The organism is Angustibacter peucedani (assembly GCF_054779595.1).
In genome coordinates this window covers 1-16,454 of sequence record NZ_BAAGXY010000089.1, presented here as the reverse complement: position 1 = coordinate 16,454, position 16,454 = coordinate 1, and the positions used below count along the sequence as shown (strand labels likewise).

The following is a 16,454-nucleotide window of genomic DNA, read 5'->3' as shown; positions in this document are numbered from 1 at the left end:
GCTCGAGGCCGCCGTCGCCGACCGCCCGCTGGCCGGCACCTGGGCCGCCGAGGCCGCGCGCGTCGCGGCGTGGCGCCCGCGCCTGGGGCTCGAGAGCGACCACCGCACCATCCCGCACGAGGTGGACTGGCTGCGCACCGCCGTGCACCTGACCAAGGGCTGCTACCGCGGCCAGGAGACCGTCGCGCGCGTGCACAACCTGGGCCGGCCGCCGCGCCGCCTGGTGATGCTGCACCTCGACGGCTCGGCGCACCACCTGCCGCCGTCCGGCACCGACGTCGAGCACGACGGACGCCGGGTCGGCCACGTCACGACCGCCGCGCGCCACCACGAGCTCGGCCCGGTCGCGCTCGCCCTGGTCAAGCGCTCGCTGGACCCCTCCGCCGTGCTCGTCGTCGACGGCGTGAGCGCGGCCCAGGAGCTCGTCGTCCGGCCGTAGGGCGCTCTCGCCGGGCCTGGCAGGATGTCGGGCATGCCCGGCACCCTCATCACCGTCGCGCCCACCGGCGCCGAGACGGCCAAGGCCGACTGCCCGCAGCTGCCCACCACGCTCGACGAGCTGGTGGCCGAGGCGAAGGCGTGCGAGGCGGCCGGCGCGTCGCTCGTGCACGTGCACGTCCGCGACGGCGAGCACCAGCCGACGCTCGACCCGGTGCGGCTGCGCGACACCGTGCAGGCCCTGCGCGAGCAGACCGACCTCGTCGTCCAGCTCTCCACCGGCGGCAGCGTGCACGACCCGCTGGACCAGCGGCTGCGGGTGCTCGACGCCGAGCCCGACTCGTGCTCGCTGACCTGCGGCACCACGAACTTCGGCGACGACGTCTTCCTCAACCCCTACCCGTTCATGGGCCAGCTGTACCAGCAGGCGCATGAGCGCGAGGTCGTGCCCGAGTTCGAGCTGTTCGACCTCGGCCACGTGCACGCGCTGCGCCGGCTGATCGACACCTACGGGCTGCCGTACGGCGGCAAGGTCCACGTCGACTTCGTGACCAACGTGCCCGGCGGCATGCCCGGCACCGTCGAGGCGCTCGTCGCCGGCGTGCAGGCGCTGCCGGCCGAGGTCACCTCGTGGTCGGCCACCGGCATCGGCCGCTCGCACCTGCCGATCGCGGCGGCCGCGCTCGCCATGGGCGGGCACCTGCGGGTCGGCATGGAGGACAACCTGGTGTTCGCCAAGGGCCGTCCGGTGCGCGACAACGCCGAGCTCGTCGCGCGCGCGGCCGAGCTGGCCGTCACGATGCAGAGACCACCCCTGTCGACGGCCGAAGCGCGTACCCTGCTCGCAGTCCGCGACCGGCGCGGCTGACCACCTCGAGGCGACCCGAAGGGCGACCACAGCTCCTATGACCACGCAGCCGCACGAGGGCGGGCGCCGTCCGATCGACCAGATCCTGGCCCCCGGATTCGCCGACGACCTGCCCAGCATCGCGTTCGACGACCTGCGCGAGCGCCGGCAGCTGGCCGAGCAGGAGGAGGTCGACCTCAGCTACGCCCGCCGCCTGCTGCAGGGGCGGCTCGACCTGCTGCGCGCCGAGCAGGACCAGCGCACGCAGCACGAGTTCCCGAGCCACGGCACGCGCAGCGACGAGGAGCTCGCCCGCGACCTGTCGACGGCGCTCGCCGACGGCCCGCGGTCCGACCACGGCCTGGGCCGGCACCTCACGACCGACCCGAGCCGGGTCGGCGAGCACCGCCGTTCGGCCGAGCAGGCCGTGGCGGACGTCGAGGCGAGCGACCCCAGCGCGATGGCGGACGACGCGATCGTGCGCGCGATCGAGCACCTGGCCGAGATCGAGCAGGCCGTCAGCGACAGCCGGCACAAGGTGCAGCAGGTGATGGACCAGCTGACCACCGAGGTGGCACGCCGCTACCGCGAGGGCGAGGCCAAGGTCGAGGACGTGCTCACCACCGAGTGACCCCCGCCGTGCGGCGCGGCGGTGTGAGGGGGCTCACGGCGTCCTGGCTTGCGCGCGCTTGCTGGAGCAAGCAGCATGGCAAGCATGACGTCGATCCGCGCCGATCTCGGTGACTACCTCAAGGAGCAGCGCCACAGCGCCAAGCTGTCGCTGCGCCAGCTCGCCGAGGTCGCCGGCGTCAGCAACCCGTACCTCAGCCAGATCGAGCGCGGGTTGAAGAAGCCCAGCGCCGAGATCCTGCAGCAGCTCGCCAAGGGCCTGCGCATCTCGGCCGAGTCCCTCTACGTGCGTGCCGGCATCCTCGACGAGCAGGAGCCCGCGCAGGTCGAGGTCAAGGCCGCCATCCTCGGCGACCTGGGGCTGAGCGAGCGGCAGAAGCGCGTGCTGCTCGACATCTACGCCTCGTTCTGCTCGGAGAACGAGCGTGCCGCCGCGACCGCGGAGCCGGCGCCGCAGCCGGCGCGCCCCGCCGCGAAGAAGGCCGCGAAGAAGGCCGCGAAGCAGCCGGCGACGAAGGCGGCGACGAAGGCGGCGACCGCCAGGACCACCCGCACGACGACCCGAAGGAGCTCCTCATGACCCTCGTCAACGACATCCGCAAGTCCGTCACCGACGCCACCCCGGTGCTCGCCCTCGTCGGCGCCACCGACCTGGTGGCCGAGAAGGTGCGCGACGCGCGCGCCCAGGCGAGCGCCCAGTACGCCCAGCTCAAGGACGTCGACCTCGACGTCACCTCGCTGCGAACCAAGGCCGAGCAGGTCCCGACCCTCGCCGTGAGCGCATCGGTCGAGCTGGCCGGCAAGGCCGAGGCCGTCTACGGCGACCTCGCCGCCCGCGGCAGCAAGCTGGTCGACCGCATCGGCCGGCAGAAGGCCACCCAGGACCTCCTGGCCCAGGGCAAGGTCACCCTCTCGCGCGGCAAGGCCGCCGTCACCACGGTCCGCAAGGCCGCCGACGACACCCGCACCGCCGCGAAGTCGACCCTGACCATCGCCAAGCGCGAGGGGCGCGAGGTCGCCACCGAGACCCAGAAGACGGTCGCGAAGAAGACCACCGGCACCAAGGCCGCGGCCAAGCGCACGAGCACCACCGCCAAGAAGCGCGCCACCACGGCCAAGCGCACCACCAAGTCCGCCACCACCAGCGCCCGCAAGACCGCGGCCGCTGCGGCCAAGGCCACCGAGGCCGCCGCCGCCAAGGTCGGCGACTGACCGCAGCAGCACCGCACCTGATCGGCGCAACGGCGCCCGGACCCACCAGGGTCCGGGCGCCGTGTCGTTAGGCTGGCCGCATGTTCGCCCTCGGGTCGGCCCAGGCCGTCGTGTTCTTCGGTCTCGGGATCATCGCGCTCGTCGTCCAGGTCGTGGCGCTGATCGACGGCGCCCGGCGCCGGGCCGACGCGTACGTCGCCGCGGGCAAGATGACCAAGCAGCGCTGGATGATCATCCTCGCCGTGGCCGCCGCGATCGGCTTCATCTCGTTCAACGGCAGCTTCCTGAGCCCCCTCAACTTCCTCAACGTGGCAGCGGTGGCGGCCGCGGGCATCTACCTTGCTGATGTGCGACCCGCGCTCCAGCGGGTGCAAGGGGGCGGACGCGGTGGTCGGGGTGGCCACGACGGTCCGTACGGGCCGTGGTGACCGACGAGTCGGCGGCCACCGGGGCTTCGGAGGGGACCATGACCGACCAGCAGCTGCAGCAGGACCCTGTGCTCGACGGCGCGCTCGACGAGGGCCTGGCGTCCTTCGTCGTGGAGCGCCCCTGGGGCCAGTTCCAGCAGTTCGTCGAGAACGAGCGCGTGACGGTCAAGATCATCACCGTGCAGCCCGGCCACCGGCTGAGCCTGCAGCGGCACTCCCACCGCGGCGAGTTCTGGCAGGTGCTCGACGTCCCGATCGACATCTGCGTCGGCGACCGGCAGTGGGTCGCCCAGCCCGGCGAGCAGATCTGGGTGCCCTGCGGCGCCCTGCACCGCATGGGCAACTCCGGCAGCGAGCCCGGGCGGCTGCTCGAGATCGCGCTCGGCGACTTCGACGAGGCCGACATCGAGCGGCTCGAGGACGACTACACCCGCTGAGCGACGGGCGCGGCCTGTGAGCCACCTGGGAGCTGCCTGGGCAGATCGGTTGACCGCTCAAGCAGGGGTCGCCGTCCGACGATGATCGTCTCGTGAACGAGATCCAGCACCGGGTCGCGCAGGTCGTCGACGTGCGCACGACCGCCGACGGCGCTCGGCTGGGTCGCTGGTTGATGGGCTTCCAGGGCGTCGTCCTGGCGTCGACGGGCTGGTGGGTCGAGTCCTCGGACGACGTCCCTTTGCGCGCGCTGGCCCTCGGGGCCGTGCTGGTGCTGCTCGCCGCGCTGTCGACCCCGCTGCCCTGGGGGCGCTGGCGTCCGCGCGCTCTCGGCCTGTACCCGTTGGCGGCGTTCTGCGTGCTCGGGCTGCTGGGGCTGCTGGCCCCCGCCGCGGCGACCGCCTACGCCGGGTTCCTCACGCTGTGGTTCATGTTCGTCGGCGTGGTCGGGCCGATGCGCTCGGGCCTGAAGCTGCTCGCGCCCGCGGTGCTCACCTGGCTGTCGATACAGGGCTCGCTGGGCTCGGAGCAGGTCGTCCGGCTGGTGATCGCGGCGCTGATCTGGGTGACGCTCGCCGACGTCCTGGCGATGCGCGCCTCGGCGCACCGCGACCGGGCCGCCCGGCTCGCGCAGCAGGCCGAGACCGACCCCCTGACCCAGCTGCCGAACCGTCGTGCGCTCGAGACCTCGCTGCGCCGGCTCAAGGCGGGGGACGTCGTCGTGGTCGTCGACCTCGACCACTTCAAGGAGCTCAACGACCGCGGCGGCCACGCCTTCGGCGACACCGTGCTGGTCGACTTCGCGCACACCCTGGCCTCCGTCGTCCGCGGGTCCGACCTGGTGGCGCGCTACGGCGGCGAGGAGTTCGTGCTCGTCCTGCCGCAGAACGACACCGCGGGCCTGGGCGCCGCGTCGGTGGTCGCGCGGCTGCGGCTGCGCTGGGCCCAGCTGCACCCCGACATCACCTGGTCGGCGGGCGCAAGCTGCCACGTCGAGGGCGCCGAGCCGGCCGACACGCTCGCCGAGGCCGACCGGGCGCTGTACCGGGCCAAGGCCGACGGCCGCGACCGCGTCGTCGCCTCGGGCGACTTCCGCGAGCTCGTGGGCGTCGCCACCGCCGTCGCGCGCTAGCCGTTCACCCGAACGGCTCAGGGCCGCGGACGTCCCTGCCGATGACCGGGGCCGTGCCGTCGTCCGTCGGCACGTCGCACCACCCGGGGGAGCAGCTGCGCATGCGCACGACCACCGTCCTGGCCGCCGGCGTCCTGGGGGCCGCCCTCGCGCTGGCCGGGCAGCACGTCGCCGAGGCCGTCCAGCCGGCCCGCGCGTCCGACGCCGGCATCACGGGCGTCGCCACGCCGGACGTCGACTACGTCCCCGCCTCGGACGCCAACCTGGCGCGGGTCGGGCACCGCACAGCCGTCGTCCGGCTCGGCCCGAAGCCGTACGTGCACCAGAACGGCAGCCACGGCACGCTCGGCATCCGCGCCCTGACGATCACGCAGGACTGCGACCTGACGCTGTGGACCGACTGGCAGGACGGCGACAAGGTGCTCGCCGCGACCGTGGACGAGGACGAGGTGCTGTCGGCCAAGGGCGTCGAGGCCGGGATCTCCGGCGGGGGCGGCTGGGCCAGCATCAAGCTCGGCCGCGGCGGGAAACGCATCTGCTACGACGACCCGGTCTTCAAGAGCGGCGCGACGGTCAACGTGTGGGTCGACATCCTCTACCTGCGGGCGCCCGCGGCGGAGTCCGACGGCGGCGACGACTCCTGAACCACCCCAGATCTGCCGCGCCCGGCCCGCTCCAGCGGCGTCCGGTTCGTGCCGATGCACGAAGGGTGCTGACCGCCCGTCGTCTGCCGCGCCCCGCGCGCGCGCTCCTCGTCGCCGCCGCCCTCGGGGCGAGCGTGCTGGCGGTGCACACCTCGCCGACCGCGTCGTACGCCGTCCGGGCGCTGACCGCCATCGCGGCGGCCGCCGTCCTGCTCGTGCAGGCCCGCCACGACGACCAGCTGCGGCGCTCGCGCCGGCTGGTCGCGGTCGGCCTGCTGGCGGGCTCGGCGTCGGGCGTGGCGTCGACGGTCTACACGCTGGTGGTCGGGCACGCCCTGCCCCTCGGGAACCCGTTCGGCGTGCTGGAGCTGTCGTACGCACCGTTCGCGGCGGCCGGGCTGCTGGCCCTGCCGAACCGTCGCGTCGGCGGCCGGCTCGGGCCGCTCGCCGACGGCGCGGCTGCGGCCGGTGCCCTGTGGTTCATCGCGCTGCAGGTGATCGGGTCGGCGCTGGAGCACGCCGGGGCTGTCGACTACGCCGTGACGACCGGCTACGTGCTCGTCGGCACGTTCACCCTCGGCACGCTGGTGTCGGTGTACCCGCAGGTCGACGAGGGCGCGCGGCCGTTCCTGCAGCGGATCGGCCTGGGGCTGGCCTGCGTGCTCGCCTCCGACGCGTGGTTCGCCGTGGCCTCGACGCACGGCGGGTACGACCCGACCGGGCCGATCGCCCAGCTGTACCAGGTCGGTCTCGGCCTGGTGCTGGTCGCGGCCGGCACCCCGGCGCGCGACGTCGCCCCGCGGCAGGGCGAGGCCGCGCGCCGCGCCCACCTGCTGCACGAGGTCGTGCTGCCCTACGCCCCGCTCGCCGTGGCGGTCGTCATCGGGGCCATGCGCTACGCCGAGGGACTGTCGTACACGCGGGCCGACATGCTGCCGATCCTGACGATCGGCACCGCCATGGTGGCCCGGCACGCGGCGTCGTCCCGCGACCACCGCGTGCTCGTCACGGCCCTCGAGGCCAGCGAGCAGGCGGCCCGCGCCGAGACGCTGGTCGACCCGTTGACCGGGCTGGCCAACCGCCGCGGCCTGCTCGACTTCCTCGAGCGCTCGCTCGTCGACGTCGGCTCGCACCCCGTGGGCGTGGCGATGGTCGACCTCAACGACTTCAAGGACGTCAACGACACGCACGGCCACGAGACCGGCGACCTGCTGCTGCGCGAGTGCGCGCGGCGGCTGCTGGACGTCGTCCCGCCGGGCGGGGTGGTGGCGCGCCTGGGCGGCGACGAGTTCGCCGTCTGCCAGCCGCGCGTGGTCGACGGCGGGCACCCGTTGGCGGCGACCGTGGCCGCGGCCTTCGACGAGCCGATCCTCGTCGGACGTCGTCCGTTCACCGTGCGCCCGAGCGTCGGCGTCGTGCTGGACGAGCGGACGCCGGGCACCGCCCGCGCCAAGGACTCGCACCACCTGCTGGCCCACGCCGACGTCGCGATGTACCAGGCCAAGGCCGACAAGGACCTGCGGCAGGCACCCGCCGTCGTCCTGACCGGCTCGGCCCGGCGCCGGGCGGCCGCCATGATCCGGCTGCGCGAGGAGATCAGCGCGCCCGACCTGGGCCAGTTCCACGTGCTGTACCAGCCCGTCGTCGACCTGCGCACCGGCCAGGTGCGCGGCGTCGAGGCGCTGCTGCGCTGGCGCCACCCGGACCTCGGCGAGGTCAGCCCGGCGCAGTTCGTGCCGATGGCCGAGCAGGTCGGGTCGATGCCGAGGCTGGGCGAGCACGTGCTCGAGCAGACCGCGGCCCAGCTGGCCCGGTGGGCCGAGCTGGCACCCGACGTCCGGCTCGCGGCCGGCGTGAACCTCTCGCCCCGCGAGCTCGGCGACCCGGCGCTGGCCGACCGGGTGCTCGAGACCTGGGCGCGGCACGGGCTGGTGACCGACCAGCTGGTGCTCGAGATCACCGAGGGCGCCCTGATGGAGGACCTCGAGCTGGCCGCCGCCTTCGTCACCACCCTGCGCGGCCACGGCGTCTCGGTGGCGATCGACGACTACGGCACCGGCTACTCCTCGCTGCGCTACCTGCGGCGGTTCGACGCCGACGTCCTGAAGATCGACCGCGAGTTCGTCGGCTCGCTCGTCGCCGACGGGCGCACCGAGGCGCTCGTGCGCTCGGTCGTCGAGCTCGCGGCCGCGCTCGACCTGCAGACCATCGCCGAGGGCATCGAGACCGTCGAGCAGCTGCGCGCGTGCCAGGCGCTGGGCTGCGAGCTGGCGCAGGGCTACCTGTTCAGCCGGCCGGTGCCCGCCGACGAGATCACCGCGCTGCTGCTGCAGGGCACGGGGTTCGACCTCGAGCGACCGGGCGAGCTCGTCCCGGTGGCGGTGCCGTAGGTTCGGGCGCATGCCCGCCGCGCCCGTCGCCCACGTCGTCCGGTCCGGCTTCGTCGAGTCCGTGCACCACGGCTCGGTCGTCGTGCTCGACCCGGACGGCGAGGTCGTGCTCGCGGTCGGCGAGCCGCGCGAGCCGATGTTCGCCCGCTCGTCCAACAAGCTCGCGCAGGCCGCGGCGATGCTGCACGCCGGGCTCGACCTGGACGGCGAGCTGCTGGCCCTCGCGTCGGCGTCGCACTCGGGCGAGCCCTTCCACCTCGAGGGCGCGCGGCGGGTGCTCGCGGGCGCCGGGCTGGACGAGCAGGCGCTGCAGAACACCCCCGACCTGCCCTACGACGAGCGGGAGCGCACGGCGTGGCTCGCGGCCGGGCGGGGGCCGACGTCGTTGGCGCAGAACTGCTCCGGCAAGCACGCGGCGATGCTGGCCACCTGCGTGGCGGCCGGCTGGGACCTCGCGACGTACCGCGACCCCGAGCACCCGCTGCAGGTGGCGATCGCGCACGAGCTCGGCGCGCTGGCGGGCGAGCCGGTGGGCGCCACCGGGGTCGACGGCTGCGGCGCGCCGGTGATGGCGGTCTCGCTGGTGGGGCTGGCCCGCTCGTTCTCGCGGCTCGCGACCGCTGCGGCCGGCACGCCCGAGGCCCGGGTGGCCGACGCCGTGCGGGCGCACCCCGAGTGGCTGGGTGGCACGCGGCGCGACGTCACGCAGCTGCTGCGCGCGGTGCCCGGCCTCATCGCCAAGGACGGCGCCGAGGCGGTCTACGCGGCCGCGCTGCCGTCCGGGCACGCCGCGGCGGTGAAGATCGCGGACGGCGGGCAGCGGGCGCGTCCGGTGGTCATGGCCGAGGCGCTGGTGGCCGCGGGCGTCGACCGCTCGCTGCTGGGGTTCCTCTCCGACGTCCCGGTGCTCGGGCACGGCGAGCGCGTGGGGTCCGTGCAGGCCCTGCCGCTGGCATAGGAACGGCACGCGGTGCGGGCCGTCGTCCAGCGGGTGTCGCGGGCGCGGGTGGTCGTCGACGGCGAGGTCGTGGGAGCGGTCGACCGGCCCGGGCTGCTGGTGCTGGTCGGCGTGACCCACACCGACGGGCCGGACGACGTCGCGACCCTGGCCCGCAAGGTCGCCGAGCTGCGGCTGCTGGACGGCGAGCGCTCGGTGCTCGACGAGGGCGCGCCCGTGCTGGTGGTCAGCCAGTTCACGCTCTACGCCGACACCCGCAAGGGACGGCGCCCCTCGTGGTCGGCCGCGGCGCCGCGGCCGGTGGCCGAGCCGCTGGTCGAGGCGGTGGTGGCCACGCTGCGCGAGCGCGGGCTCGAGGTGGCCACCGGCGTCTTCGGCGCCGACATGGCCGTCGAGCTGGTCAACGACGGCCCCGTCACCCTCGTCCTCGACACCTAGCCCTTTCCCTCACCGGCTCTGGTGAGGGAAAGGTCAGGGGCCGACGACGCGGTCGCGGCCGGCGCGCTTGGCGGCGTAGAGGCGCCGGTCGGCGTCCGAGAGCAGCTCGTTGAAGGTCTGCGCCCCGGCGAAGGCCGACGCCACGCCGATGCTCACCGTCACCGGCAGCTCGCCCACGAGCTCGGCCCACGGCTGCTCGCGCACCTGCCGGCGCAGCGCCTCGCACCGCTCGACCGCCGTCTCGCTGTCGACACCCGGCAGCACGAGCACGAACTCCTCGCCGCCCAGCCGGGCCGCGAAGCCCTCGTCGGCGGCGCTCGCCTGCAGCAGCGGCGCCAGCCGGCGCAGCACCTCGTCGCCGGTGTCGTGCGAGAGCTGGTCGTTGACGGCCTTGAAGTAGTCCAGGTCGAGGATCGCCACGGCCAGGGACGTCGCGTCCACCCGCGAGCGCCCGATCAGCGCGGGCACGCGGTCGTCGACGTACCGGCGGTTGTAGAGCCCGGTGAGCGGGTCGCGCAGCGACATCTCGCGGAACCGCTTGCTGCTGCGCACGGCCTCCTCGGTCTCGAACACCGCGGCCAGGATGCGGGCCCGCGCGTCGCGCTCGCTGCTGAAGATCGCCTCGCTCGCGGCGTGGAACTCGCGGTGCTGCTCGTAGGCCGCGCGGAAGTCGCCGACGGCCGCGAAGACCGCCGCCTGCTCCTCCATCACCCGCACGCGCACCTCCTCGAGGTCGCGCTCCTCGCACAGCTGGGCCGAGCGCTCGAGGCTGACCTGGGCCCGGTCGTGCGCGCCGATCATCCGCTGGCACTCGGCGACGGTGAGCAGCAGCTCGGCCAGGTCGTCGGCCTCGTTGAGCAGCGCCTCGCCGCCGGGGGAGAACACCGGGTCGAGCGTCCGCTCGGCCGCCTCGTACTGGCCCATCATCATCTGCGCCCGCGACACGGTGTCCAGGAACGACGCCTCGAGCGGCAGGTCGTGGTGCTCGGCCGTGCGCTGCATCTCGGCCGCCACCTCCATCGAGCGCTCGGGCTCGCCGGCCCAGTACTCGACGTACGCGAGGTTGTTCAGGGCCGCGATCCGCAGGTCGGTGTCGTCGGTGCGGTCGGCGATGCCGAGGACGACGGCGAAGCGGTCGCGCGCGGCGTCGAAGGACTTGGTGCGCCCGTAGGCCAGCGCCAGGCCCATGACGTGGTCGGCGACCAGCCGGGGCCGCGCGTCCGGGCCGAGCAGCTCGACCGCGCGCACGGCGTGCTCGAGGGCCGACGACATGTCGCCGATGCGCTGGTAGAAGGCCGAGAGCAGCCGCTCGCTGCGGGCCAGCAGGTGCCGGTGCTCGTGCTCGCGGGCCCACTCGTTGACCTGCCGGGCGATGGTGCCGGCGCCGGCCGTGTCGCCTTGGCGGCCGATGACGTCGGCGTGCACGAGCCGGGCGCGGTGCACCAGGTCGTGCAGGCCGAGGACGTCCGCCCGCGCGGCGAGCTCGAGGGAGGGCCCCGCAGCGGCGCGCGGGTCGTCGTACGGCACGAGCTCGAGGTCGTCCAGGGCGGCGGACAGATCACGGCGCGCGAGGTCGACCTGGGTCCCCGACCCGTCGTCCCCCGCGCTCTTCATGTGCCGAGTATCGGCAGATCAGGCACCGCAGGAGAGCCTTTCGCCCACACCGACCTGAGAGGATCACCCTCGCAGGTCAAGACATCGCACGACATGACCGAATGAGGACGTATGGCCGCCGCACCCGCCCGCCCCCTCCGTCGCGGCGCCGCCGCCGCAGCCGCCGTGGCCGGTGCCGCGCTCCTCGTCCCGCTGGTCGCGGCGCCCTCGCAGGCCACGACCCGGGCCGCCGCCCGGACGTCGTCCGGCATGCCCGCGGTCGCCGTGAAGGCTGCCTACGCGAAGACCACGGCCGACCGGGAGATGGCCGACAAGCTCGACTACCGCAGCCGCAGCGCGCTCATGGGCTCGCAGTTCGGCGGCACCGTCATCGACGTGACGTCAAGGACGGTCACCTGGTCGAGCTACGGCACCCGACTCCTGCGGCCGGCCTCGACCACCAAGCTCGTCACCGCGACCAACGCACTGTCCGTGTTCGGCCCGGCGCAGCGGTTCACGACCTCGGTGCGCCGCGGCTCGGCGTGGAACAGCGTCGGCCTGGTCGGCAGCGGCGACCCCAGCCTGTCGAGCGCCGACCTGGCGAAGCTCGCCGACGCGGCGGCGAAGGCGGTCAAGGCCCACGGCGTGCGCACCGTGCGCGTGTGGGTGGACGACGACATCTACCCGGCGCCGTCGCTGGCCACCGGCTGGCCGTCGAGCTACGTGCCCACCGAGGTCGCGCCGGTGCGGGCGCTCGTCGTGAACGAGCACCACGTCATGGACACCTCGGTCGACGCCGGCAAGGTGTTCGCATCGCTGCTCGCCAACCGCGGCCTGAAGGTCAGCTCGGTGAGCCGCGCGCACGCGCCGTCCGGCTCGCCCGTGCTCGGCACCGTGCAGGGCGACCGGCTCGACGACATCCTGACCCGGATGCTGCTGCGCAGCGACAACGACCACGCCGAGGCGCTGCACCGCATGAACGCGCGGGCCAAGGGCTGGTCGACCAGCTGGACCGGCGCCCGCGCGGCGCAGAAGACCCTGATCGCCCGCGAGGGCGTCTCGCTGGGCACGGGGGCGCTGTACGACGGCAGCGGGCTCTCGCGCAGCGACAAGCTCTCGGCCGTGACCCTGGCCCGGGTGGTGACCCACCTCTTCGACACCTCGGGCACCGACTTCGCGATCATGCGCCACGGCGCGCTGCCCGTCGCCGGCCGCACCGGCACGCTCGCCGCGTCGACCGGCCGCTACACGACCTCGCCGAGCAAGTGCGCCGCCGGCCTGGTCACCGCCAAGACCGGCACGCTGGACGACGCCGTCGCGCTCGCGGGGTACACGCGGGCCGCCGACGGCCGGCTCAAGGCGTTCGCGTTCCTCGTCGGCGGCAAGGGCGACTCGCTGACGCTCAAGCGCCGCGTCGACAACCTCGCCGCGACGGTCAACGGCTGCTACTGACCCGACCGGCTCGCCCCGGCGAGCGGCCCGGACGTCGGCGCGACCGCCTCCCAGCGCACGCCGACCTCGCCCAACCGCCACCGGGACGGCCCGTCGAGCACCGGCCAGCCGGCCTTCCGGACCTGCTGCACCGCGCTCAGGAACCGTTGCCGCACCCCGAAACCAGACATCGGGGCGGCCCGCGCCCAGGCGTCGTCCAGCGCCGCGAGGAACGCGTGCACCGGCTCGCCCGGCACGTTGCGGTGGATCAGCGCCTTCGGCAGCCGCTCGGCGACGTCCGACGGCAGCTCGAGACCCCGCAGCCGCCACGACAGCGTCAGCGACACCGGCCCGTCCTCGCGCGTGACGGCCACCCACGCCGCGCGTCGGCCGATCTCGTCGCAGGTGCCGTCGACCAGCACGCCGCCGTCCGCGAGCCGTGACCGGACGACGTCCCAGGCCGGCCCGACCTCCGGCTCGTCGTACTGGCGCAGCACGTTGAAGGCCCGCACCACCACCGGGCGGCGCCCGCGGTCGAGCGGCACCTCGAAGCCGCCGAGGGCGAACCGCAGCCCCGGTGCCTCCAGCGGTCGGGCCGCGGCCACCCGGGCCGGGTCGATCTCGAGGCCCACCACCTCGACGTCCGGGCGCACCCGGCGCAGCCGCGCGTGCAGCTCGACGGCGGTCACGGGGGTCGCGCCGTACCCGAGGTCGACGACGACCGGGTCGATCGCGCCGCGCCAGCGCGGGGCGAGCGGTCCGGCGATCCAGCGGTCGACGCGGCGCAGCCGGTTGGGGTTGGTCGTGCCGCGGGTGATCGTGCCGACCGGTCGCTGGGGACGCACGCGTCGAGGGTGACATGCTCGGGCTGTGCGTCGCGCTCCCCGGGTGGTCCTCGTGGCCGTCGCGGCGCTGGCCGCCGCGGCGGCGCTGCTCGGACCTCGCGTCGAGGCCCTGCACGACGACCGCGACGCCAGCGACCTCGAGCCCGGCCTGCTGCAGGTCGCCCCCGACCTGCGCGGCGCTGTGTCGCTCGGCAACGGCGTCTACGTGCAGCTCAGCACCGGCGGGCTGGTGATCAGCCGGCAGGCGGCGGTGGTGTTCCGCGGCGTCGACCACGGCTCGCCCTTCACGGCCGGCACCGGCTCGCTGCGGTGGCGGCAGGCCGACGGCGGGGCGGTCAGCCCGGGCTCGGACGACGCGTGGGCGGCCCACGACGGCCCGCGCTGGCAGGTGCACGAGGACGTCGAGCACTCGCTGGGGAACCTGTCCGTCACCGGCCGGGTGCTCGACGGCCGGTCTGTGACGTACACCGGCCGGGTGTTCCGCGACGCCCCGGACGGCGACCTGTCGCTGCCGTTCGAGCTGACCATCACCCGTCGGGCTCTCGACTCGAGGGTGCTGCTCGACGTCCGGGTGCCCGGGGCCGACGCGGTCGCCCTGCACGAGTACCGGCGTCCGGGCTACACGTTCCGCGGGGCCGGCGCGCAGCGCGACGAGCTGCTGCTCAGCGACGGCCGCTACCCCGTGGTCACCCGCTCGACCGACGTCGGCGGCGACGACGGCTCGAGCCTGGCGCCGGTGCCGGCGCTGTTCTCCAGCGCGGGGTCCGGCTGGGCGCTCGACACCCGTGCCTACTCCGTCGTCGACCTGCGGCACGGCGGGCGCGTCGACGCCACCGTCTGGCAGAACCGCCTGCAGGCCCGGCTCTACGACGGCACCCCCGAGCAGATGATCAGCCAGCACACGACGGACGCCGCGCAGGTGCACCCGCTGCCGGTCTGGGCGACCGCGGGGGCCGTGGTCTCGGTGCGCGGGTCGACCGACCGCGTGCAGGACGCCGCCGTGCGCCTGCTCGACGGCGGCGCGGCCCTAGCCGCCGTGCTGGTGCGCGACGGCGGCGACCGCCGCACCTACCCGGGCTGGGCCCGCCTGGTCGACCGGCTGGCGGCCAAGGACGTACGGGTGCTCACCAGCGTCGCCCCGGGGTTCGCGCTGCGGGCGCGGCCGTCCGGCCCGGACGACGAGCCCGCCCTGCTCACGGTCGCGCGCAACCGCAGCTACCTGGTCGAGGACGCCGAGGGCGACCCGCTGCCGGTGCGGCTGCCCGACCCGGACGTCGGGTCCGTCCCCGGCGTCCTGCTCGACCTCACCAACGCCGACGCCGTCGCCTGGTACACCCAGATGCTGGCCGACCGGATGCGGCACGAGCGGGTCTCGGGCTGGTCGGTGCTCGGCGGGGCCGGCCTGCCGACGTCCGCGCGGCTGCGCTCGGGCGACGCCGCGACCGAGCACAACGCCTGGCCCCGGCGCTGGGCGGCCGTCACCCGTCGCGCGTGCGAGCTCGCCGGCCGCCCCGACTGCCTGCTGCTGCAGGACACCGCCGACGAGCGCACCCCGGCCAGCGCCGGCGCCTTCGGCCTGGGCCGCACCGCCACCGACTGGTCCGCGCGCGGGCTCGGCGGCGTCCTCGCGGCCACCGTCAACGCCGGGCTCTCGGGCCTGGCCACCACCTACTCCGGCGTCGGCGGCACCACGACCCTGCGCTCGTGGACCGGCCGCGCGCGAGAGCGGGACGACGAGCTGCTGGCCCGGTGGGCCGAGCTCGAGGCGTTCGGCTCCCTGCTCGTCACCGAGGACGGCGACCACCCCGAGGGCACGCCCCAGGTGTGGGACTCGCCGGCGCGGCTGGCGGCGTTCGCCCGCAGCAGCCGGGTGTTCGCGGCGCTCGCCGACTACCGCCGCACCGTGCTGCGCCAGGCCCAGGACGACGGGCTGCCGGTGGTGCGGCCGCTGTGGCTGTCCGAGCCCGGGCTGACCCAGTCCTCGACCGGCGCCGAGTTCCAGTTCGGCGACTCCCTGCTCGTCGTCCCGGTGGTGCGGGCGGGGGAGCGGCAGGTCGACGTCGCGCTGCCGCCCGGCCGCTGGGTCGAGCTCTTCACCGGGGTGCAGCACGACGTCGGCGACCCTCGACCGGTCGCAGCCGCCAGCGCCGCCACGGCGACCGACGTCGCCACGCCGCGGCAGATCACGGTCGACGCGCCGGTGGGCCGGCCGGTGGTGCTGTTCCGCGCCCAGGACCGCGACGCCGTGCAGGTGCGCGACGCGCTGGTGACGGCCGGGCTCGTGCCCGCGGCGCCGTCGTCCGGCGGCAGGAACAGCTGACCCTCCCGTGGGGTTGCTGCAGGCGTGACCTCCGACCGCCGTCCGCACCGCGTCGCCATGCTCGCCGTGCACACGTCCCCGCTGGCCCAGCCGGGCACCGGCGACGCCGGGGGGCTGAACGTCTACGTGGTCGAGACGGCGCGACGGCTGGCCGAGCGCGGCACCGAGGTCGAGGTCTTCACCCGTGCCACGAGCAGCAGCCTGCCGCCGGTGGTCGAGCTCGCGCCCGGCGTGCAGGTGCGGCACGTGACGGCCGGCCCGTTCGAGGGGCTCGGCAAGGACGACCTGCCCGGGCAGCTGTGCGCGTTCGCCTCCGGCGTCATGCGCACCGAGGCCGCGCGCCCGGTCGGCTACTACGACCTGATCCACTCGCACTACTGGCTCAGCGGCCAGGTCGGCTGGCTGGCCGCCGACCGCTGGCAGGTGCCGCTGGTGCACACCATGCACACGATGGCGCGGGTCAAGAACCTCTCGCTGGCGGACGGCGACAGCCCCGAGCCCGCCGGGCGCGAGATCGGCGAGCAGCAGGTGGTCGAGGCTGCCGACCGGCTCGTCGCCAACACCCACGACGAGGCCGACCAGCTCGTCGCGCTCTACGGCGCCGACCCCGCGCGGATCAGCGTCGTGCCGCCGGGCGTCGACCTCGCCCGCTTCGGGCCGGACGACGGCGGCGGGCCCGCGGGGGCCGGGCGCGCCGACGCCCGCGCCGCGCT

17 protein-coding genes are annotated in these 16,454 nt (G+C 75.0%); 15 read left to right on the top strand and 2 right to left on the bottom strand.

Annotated elements, in window-relative coordinates; translation table 11 throughout:
- The 12 genes from ygfZ to dtd all read left to right on the top strand — a co-directional run.
- Positions 1-439, top strand: a 439-nt coding sequence (gene ygfZ / locus ACYVJ4_RS15315; RefSeq protein ID WP_460461006.1) for a CAF17-like 4Fe-4S cluster assembly/insertion protein YgfZ, incomplete at its 5' end; no start/stop codon positions are given.
- Positions 440-472: 33 nt separating this feature from the next.
- Positions 473-1,306 (top strand): beta-keto acid cleavage family enzyme, encoded by an 834-nt coding sequence (locus tag ACYVJ4_RS15310; protein ID WP_460461005.1) that lies wholly within the window; start codon positions 473-475, stop codon positions 1,304-1,306.
- 37 nt (positions 1,307-1,343) lie between these two features.
- Positions 1,344-1,916, top strand: a complete 573-nt coding sequence (locus ACYVJ4_RS15305) for an RsiG family protein (protein WP_460461004.1) — start codon at positions 1,344-1,346, stop codon at positions 1,914-1,916.
- A gap of 84 nt (positions 1,917-2,000) precedes the next feature.
- Complete coding sequence (locus ACYVJ4_RS15300; protein ID WP_460461003.1) at positions 2,001-2,495, top strand: helix-turn-helix domain-containing protein; 495 nt, start codon at positions 2,001-2,003, stop codon at positions 2,493-2,495.
- Complete coding sequence (locus ACYVJ4_RS15295) at positions 2,492-3,127, top strand: hypothetical protein (protein ID WP_460461002.1); 636 nt, start codon at positions 2,492-2,494, stop codon at positions 3,125-3,127. The genes ACYVJ4_RS15300 and ACYVJ4_RS15295 overlap by 4 nt, the downstream gene beginning before the upstream one ends.
- 80 nt (positions 3,128-3,207) lie before the next feature.
- The gene (locus ACYVJ4_RS15290; RefSeq protein WP_460461001.1) at positions 3,208-3,555 is read left to right on the top strand and encodes a DUF2516 family protein; all 348 of its coding nucleotides are present in this window, start codon (positions 3,208-3,210) and stop codon (positions 3,553-3,555) included.
- A gap of 38 nt (positions 3,556-3,593) precedes the next feature.
- Positions 3,594-3,992, top strand: coding sequence for a phosphomannose isomerase type II C-terminal cupin domain (locus ACYVJ4_RS15285; protein WP_460461000.1), 399 nt, complete (start codon positions 3,594-3,596; stop codon positions 3,990-3,992).
- Positions 3,993-4,084: 92 nt separating this feature from the next.
- On the top strand, positions 4,085-5,122 hold the full coding sequence (locus ACYVJ4_RS15280; RefSeq protein WP_460460999.1) for a GGDEF domain-containing protein: 1,038 nt from the start codon (positions 4,085-4,087) through the stop codon (positions 5,120-5,122).
- A 53-nt stretch (positions 5,123-5,175) separates the two neighbouring features.
- Positions 5,176-5,766 (top strand): hypothetical protein, encoded by a 591-nt coding sequence (locus ACYVJ4_RS15275; RefSeq protein ID WP_460460998.1) that lies wholly within the window; start codon positions 5,176-5,178, stop codon positions 5,764-5,766.
- A gap of 65 nt (positions 5,767-5,831) precedes the next feature.
- Positions 5,832-8,156, top strand: a complete 2,325-nt coding sequence (locus tag ACYVJ4_RS15270) for a putative bifunctional diguanylate cyclase/phosphodiesterase (RefSeq protein WP_460460997.1) — start codon at positions 5,832-5,834, stop codon at positions 8,154-8,156.
- A gap of 10 nt (positions 8,157-8,166) precedes the next feature.
- Positions 8,167-9,114 (top strand): asparaginase, encoded by a 948-nt coding sequence (locus ACYVJ4_RS15265; RefSeq protein ID WP_460460996.1) that lies wholly within the window; start codon positions 8,167-8,169, stop codon positions 9,112-9,114.
- A 12-nt stretch (positions 9,115-9,126) separates the two neighbouring features.
- Entirely contained in the window at positions 9,127-9,552 is a 426-nt protein-coding gene (gene dtd / locus ACYVJ4_RS15260) for a D-aminoacyl-tRNA deacylase (protein ID WP_460460995.1), read from the top strand.
- Positions 9,553-9,585: 33 nt separating this feature from the next.
- Here dtd and ACYVJ4_RS15255 read toward each other — a convergent pair whose 3' ends face one another.
- Positions 9,586-11,166, bottom strand: coding sequence for a GGDEF domain-containing protein (locus ACYVJ4_RS15255; RefSeq protein ID WP_460460994.1), 1,581 nt, complete (start codon positions 11,164-11,166; stop codon positions 9,586-9,588).
- Between the two features lie 111 nt (positions 11,167-11,277).
- On the opposite strand from ACYVJ4_RS15255, the gene ACYVJ4_RS15250 reads away from it, so the two are divergent.
- Entirely contained in the window at positions 11,278-12,597 is a 1,320-nt protein-coding gene (locus ACYVJ4_RS15250; protein WP_460460993.1) for a D-alanyl-D-alanine carboxypeptidase/D-alanyl-D-alanine-endopeptidase, read from the top strand.
- Here ACYVJ4_RS15250 and ACYVJ4_RS15245 read toward each other — a convergent pair.
- The gene (locus tag ACYVJ4_RS15245) at positions 12,591-13,421 is read right to left on the bottom strand and encodes a class I SAM-dependent methyltransferase (RefSeq protein ID WP_460460992.1); all 831 of its coding nucleotides are present in this window, start codon (positions 13,419-13,421) and stop codon (positions 12,591-12,593) included. The two genes, ACYVJ4_RS15250 and ACYVJ4_RS15245, sit on opposite strands and share 7 nt — an antisense overlap.
- 25 nt (positions 13,422-13,446) lie before the next feature.
- On the opposite strand from ACYVJ4_RS15245, the gene ACYVJ4_RS15240 reads away from it, so the two are divergent.
- Both ACYVJ4_RS15240 and ACYVJ4_RS15235 read left to right on the top strand, forming a co-directional pair.
- The gene (locus tag ACYVJ4_RS15240) at positions 13,447-15,741 is read left to right on the top strand and encodes a TIM-barrel domain-containing protein (RefSeq protein WP_460460991.1); all 2,295 of its coding nucleotides are present in this window, start codon (positions 13,447-13,449) and stop codon (positions 15,739-15,741) included.
- A 57-nt stretch (positions 15,742-15,798) separates the two neighbouring features.
- Positions 15,799-16,454 (top strand): glycosyltransferase (locus ACYVJ4_RS15235; protein WP_460461007.1); only part of this gene is annotated, 656 nt, incomplete at its 3' end.

Excerpts from the sequence above, each read along its gene's own strand:
- ACYVJ4_RS15255 (WP_460460994.1), bottom strand. The coding sequence starts at position 11,166 with ATGAAGAGCGCGGGGGACGACGGGTCGGGGACCCAGGTCGACCTCGCG.
- ACYVJ4_RS15310 (WP_460461005.1), top strand. The coding sequence starts at position 473 with ATGCCCGGCACCCTCATCACCGTCGCGCCCACCGGCGCCGAGACGGCC.
- ACYVJ4_RS15305 (WP_460461004.1), top strand. The coding sequence starts at position 1,344 with ATGACCACGCAGCCGCACGAGGGCGGGCGCCGTCCGATCGACCAGATC.
- ACYVJ4_RS15290 (WP_460461001.1), top strand. The coding sequence starts at position 3,208 with ATGTTCGCCCTCGGGTCGGCCCAGGCCGTCGTGTTCTTCGGTCTCGGG.
- ACYVJ4_RS15285 (WP_460461000.1), top strand. The coding sequence starts at position 3,594 with ATGACCGACCAGCAGCTGCAGCAGGACCCTGTGCTCGACGGCGCGCTC.
- ACYVJ4_RS15250 (WP_460460993.1), top strand. The coding sequence starts at position 11,278 with ATGGCCGCCGCACCCGCCCGCCCCCTCCGTCGCGGCGCCGCCGCCGCA.
- ACYVJ4_RS15265 (WP_460460996.1), top strand. The coding sequence starts at position 8,167 with ATGCCCGCCGCGCCCGTCGCCCACGTCGTCCGGTCCGGCTTCGTCGAG.
- ACYVJ4_RS15295 (WP_460461002.1), top strand. The coding sequence starts at position 2,492 with ATGACCCTCGTCAACGACATCCGCAAGTCCGTCACCGACGCCACCCCG.
- ACYVJ4_RS15300 (WP_460461003.1), top strand. The coding sequence starts at position 2,001 with ATGACGTCGATCCGCGCCGATCTCGGTGACTACCTCAAGGAGCAGCGC.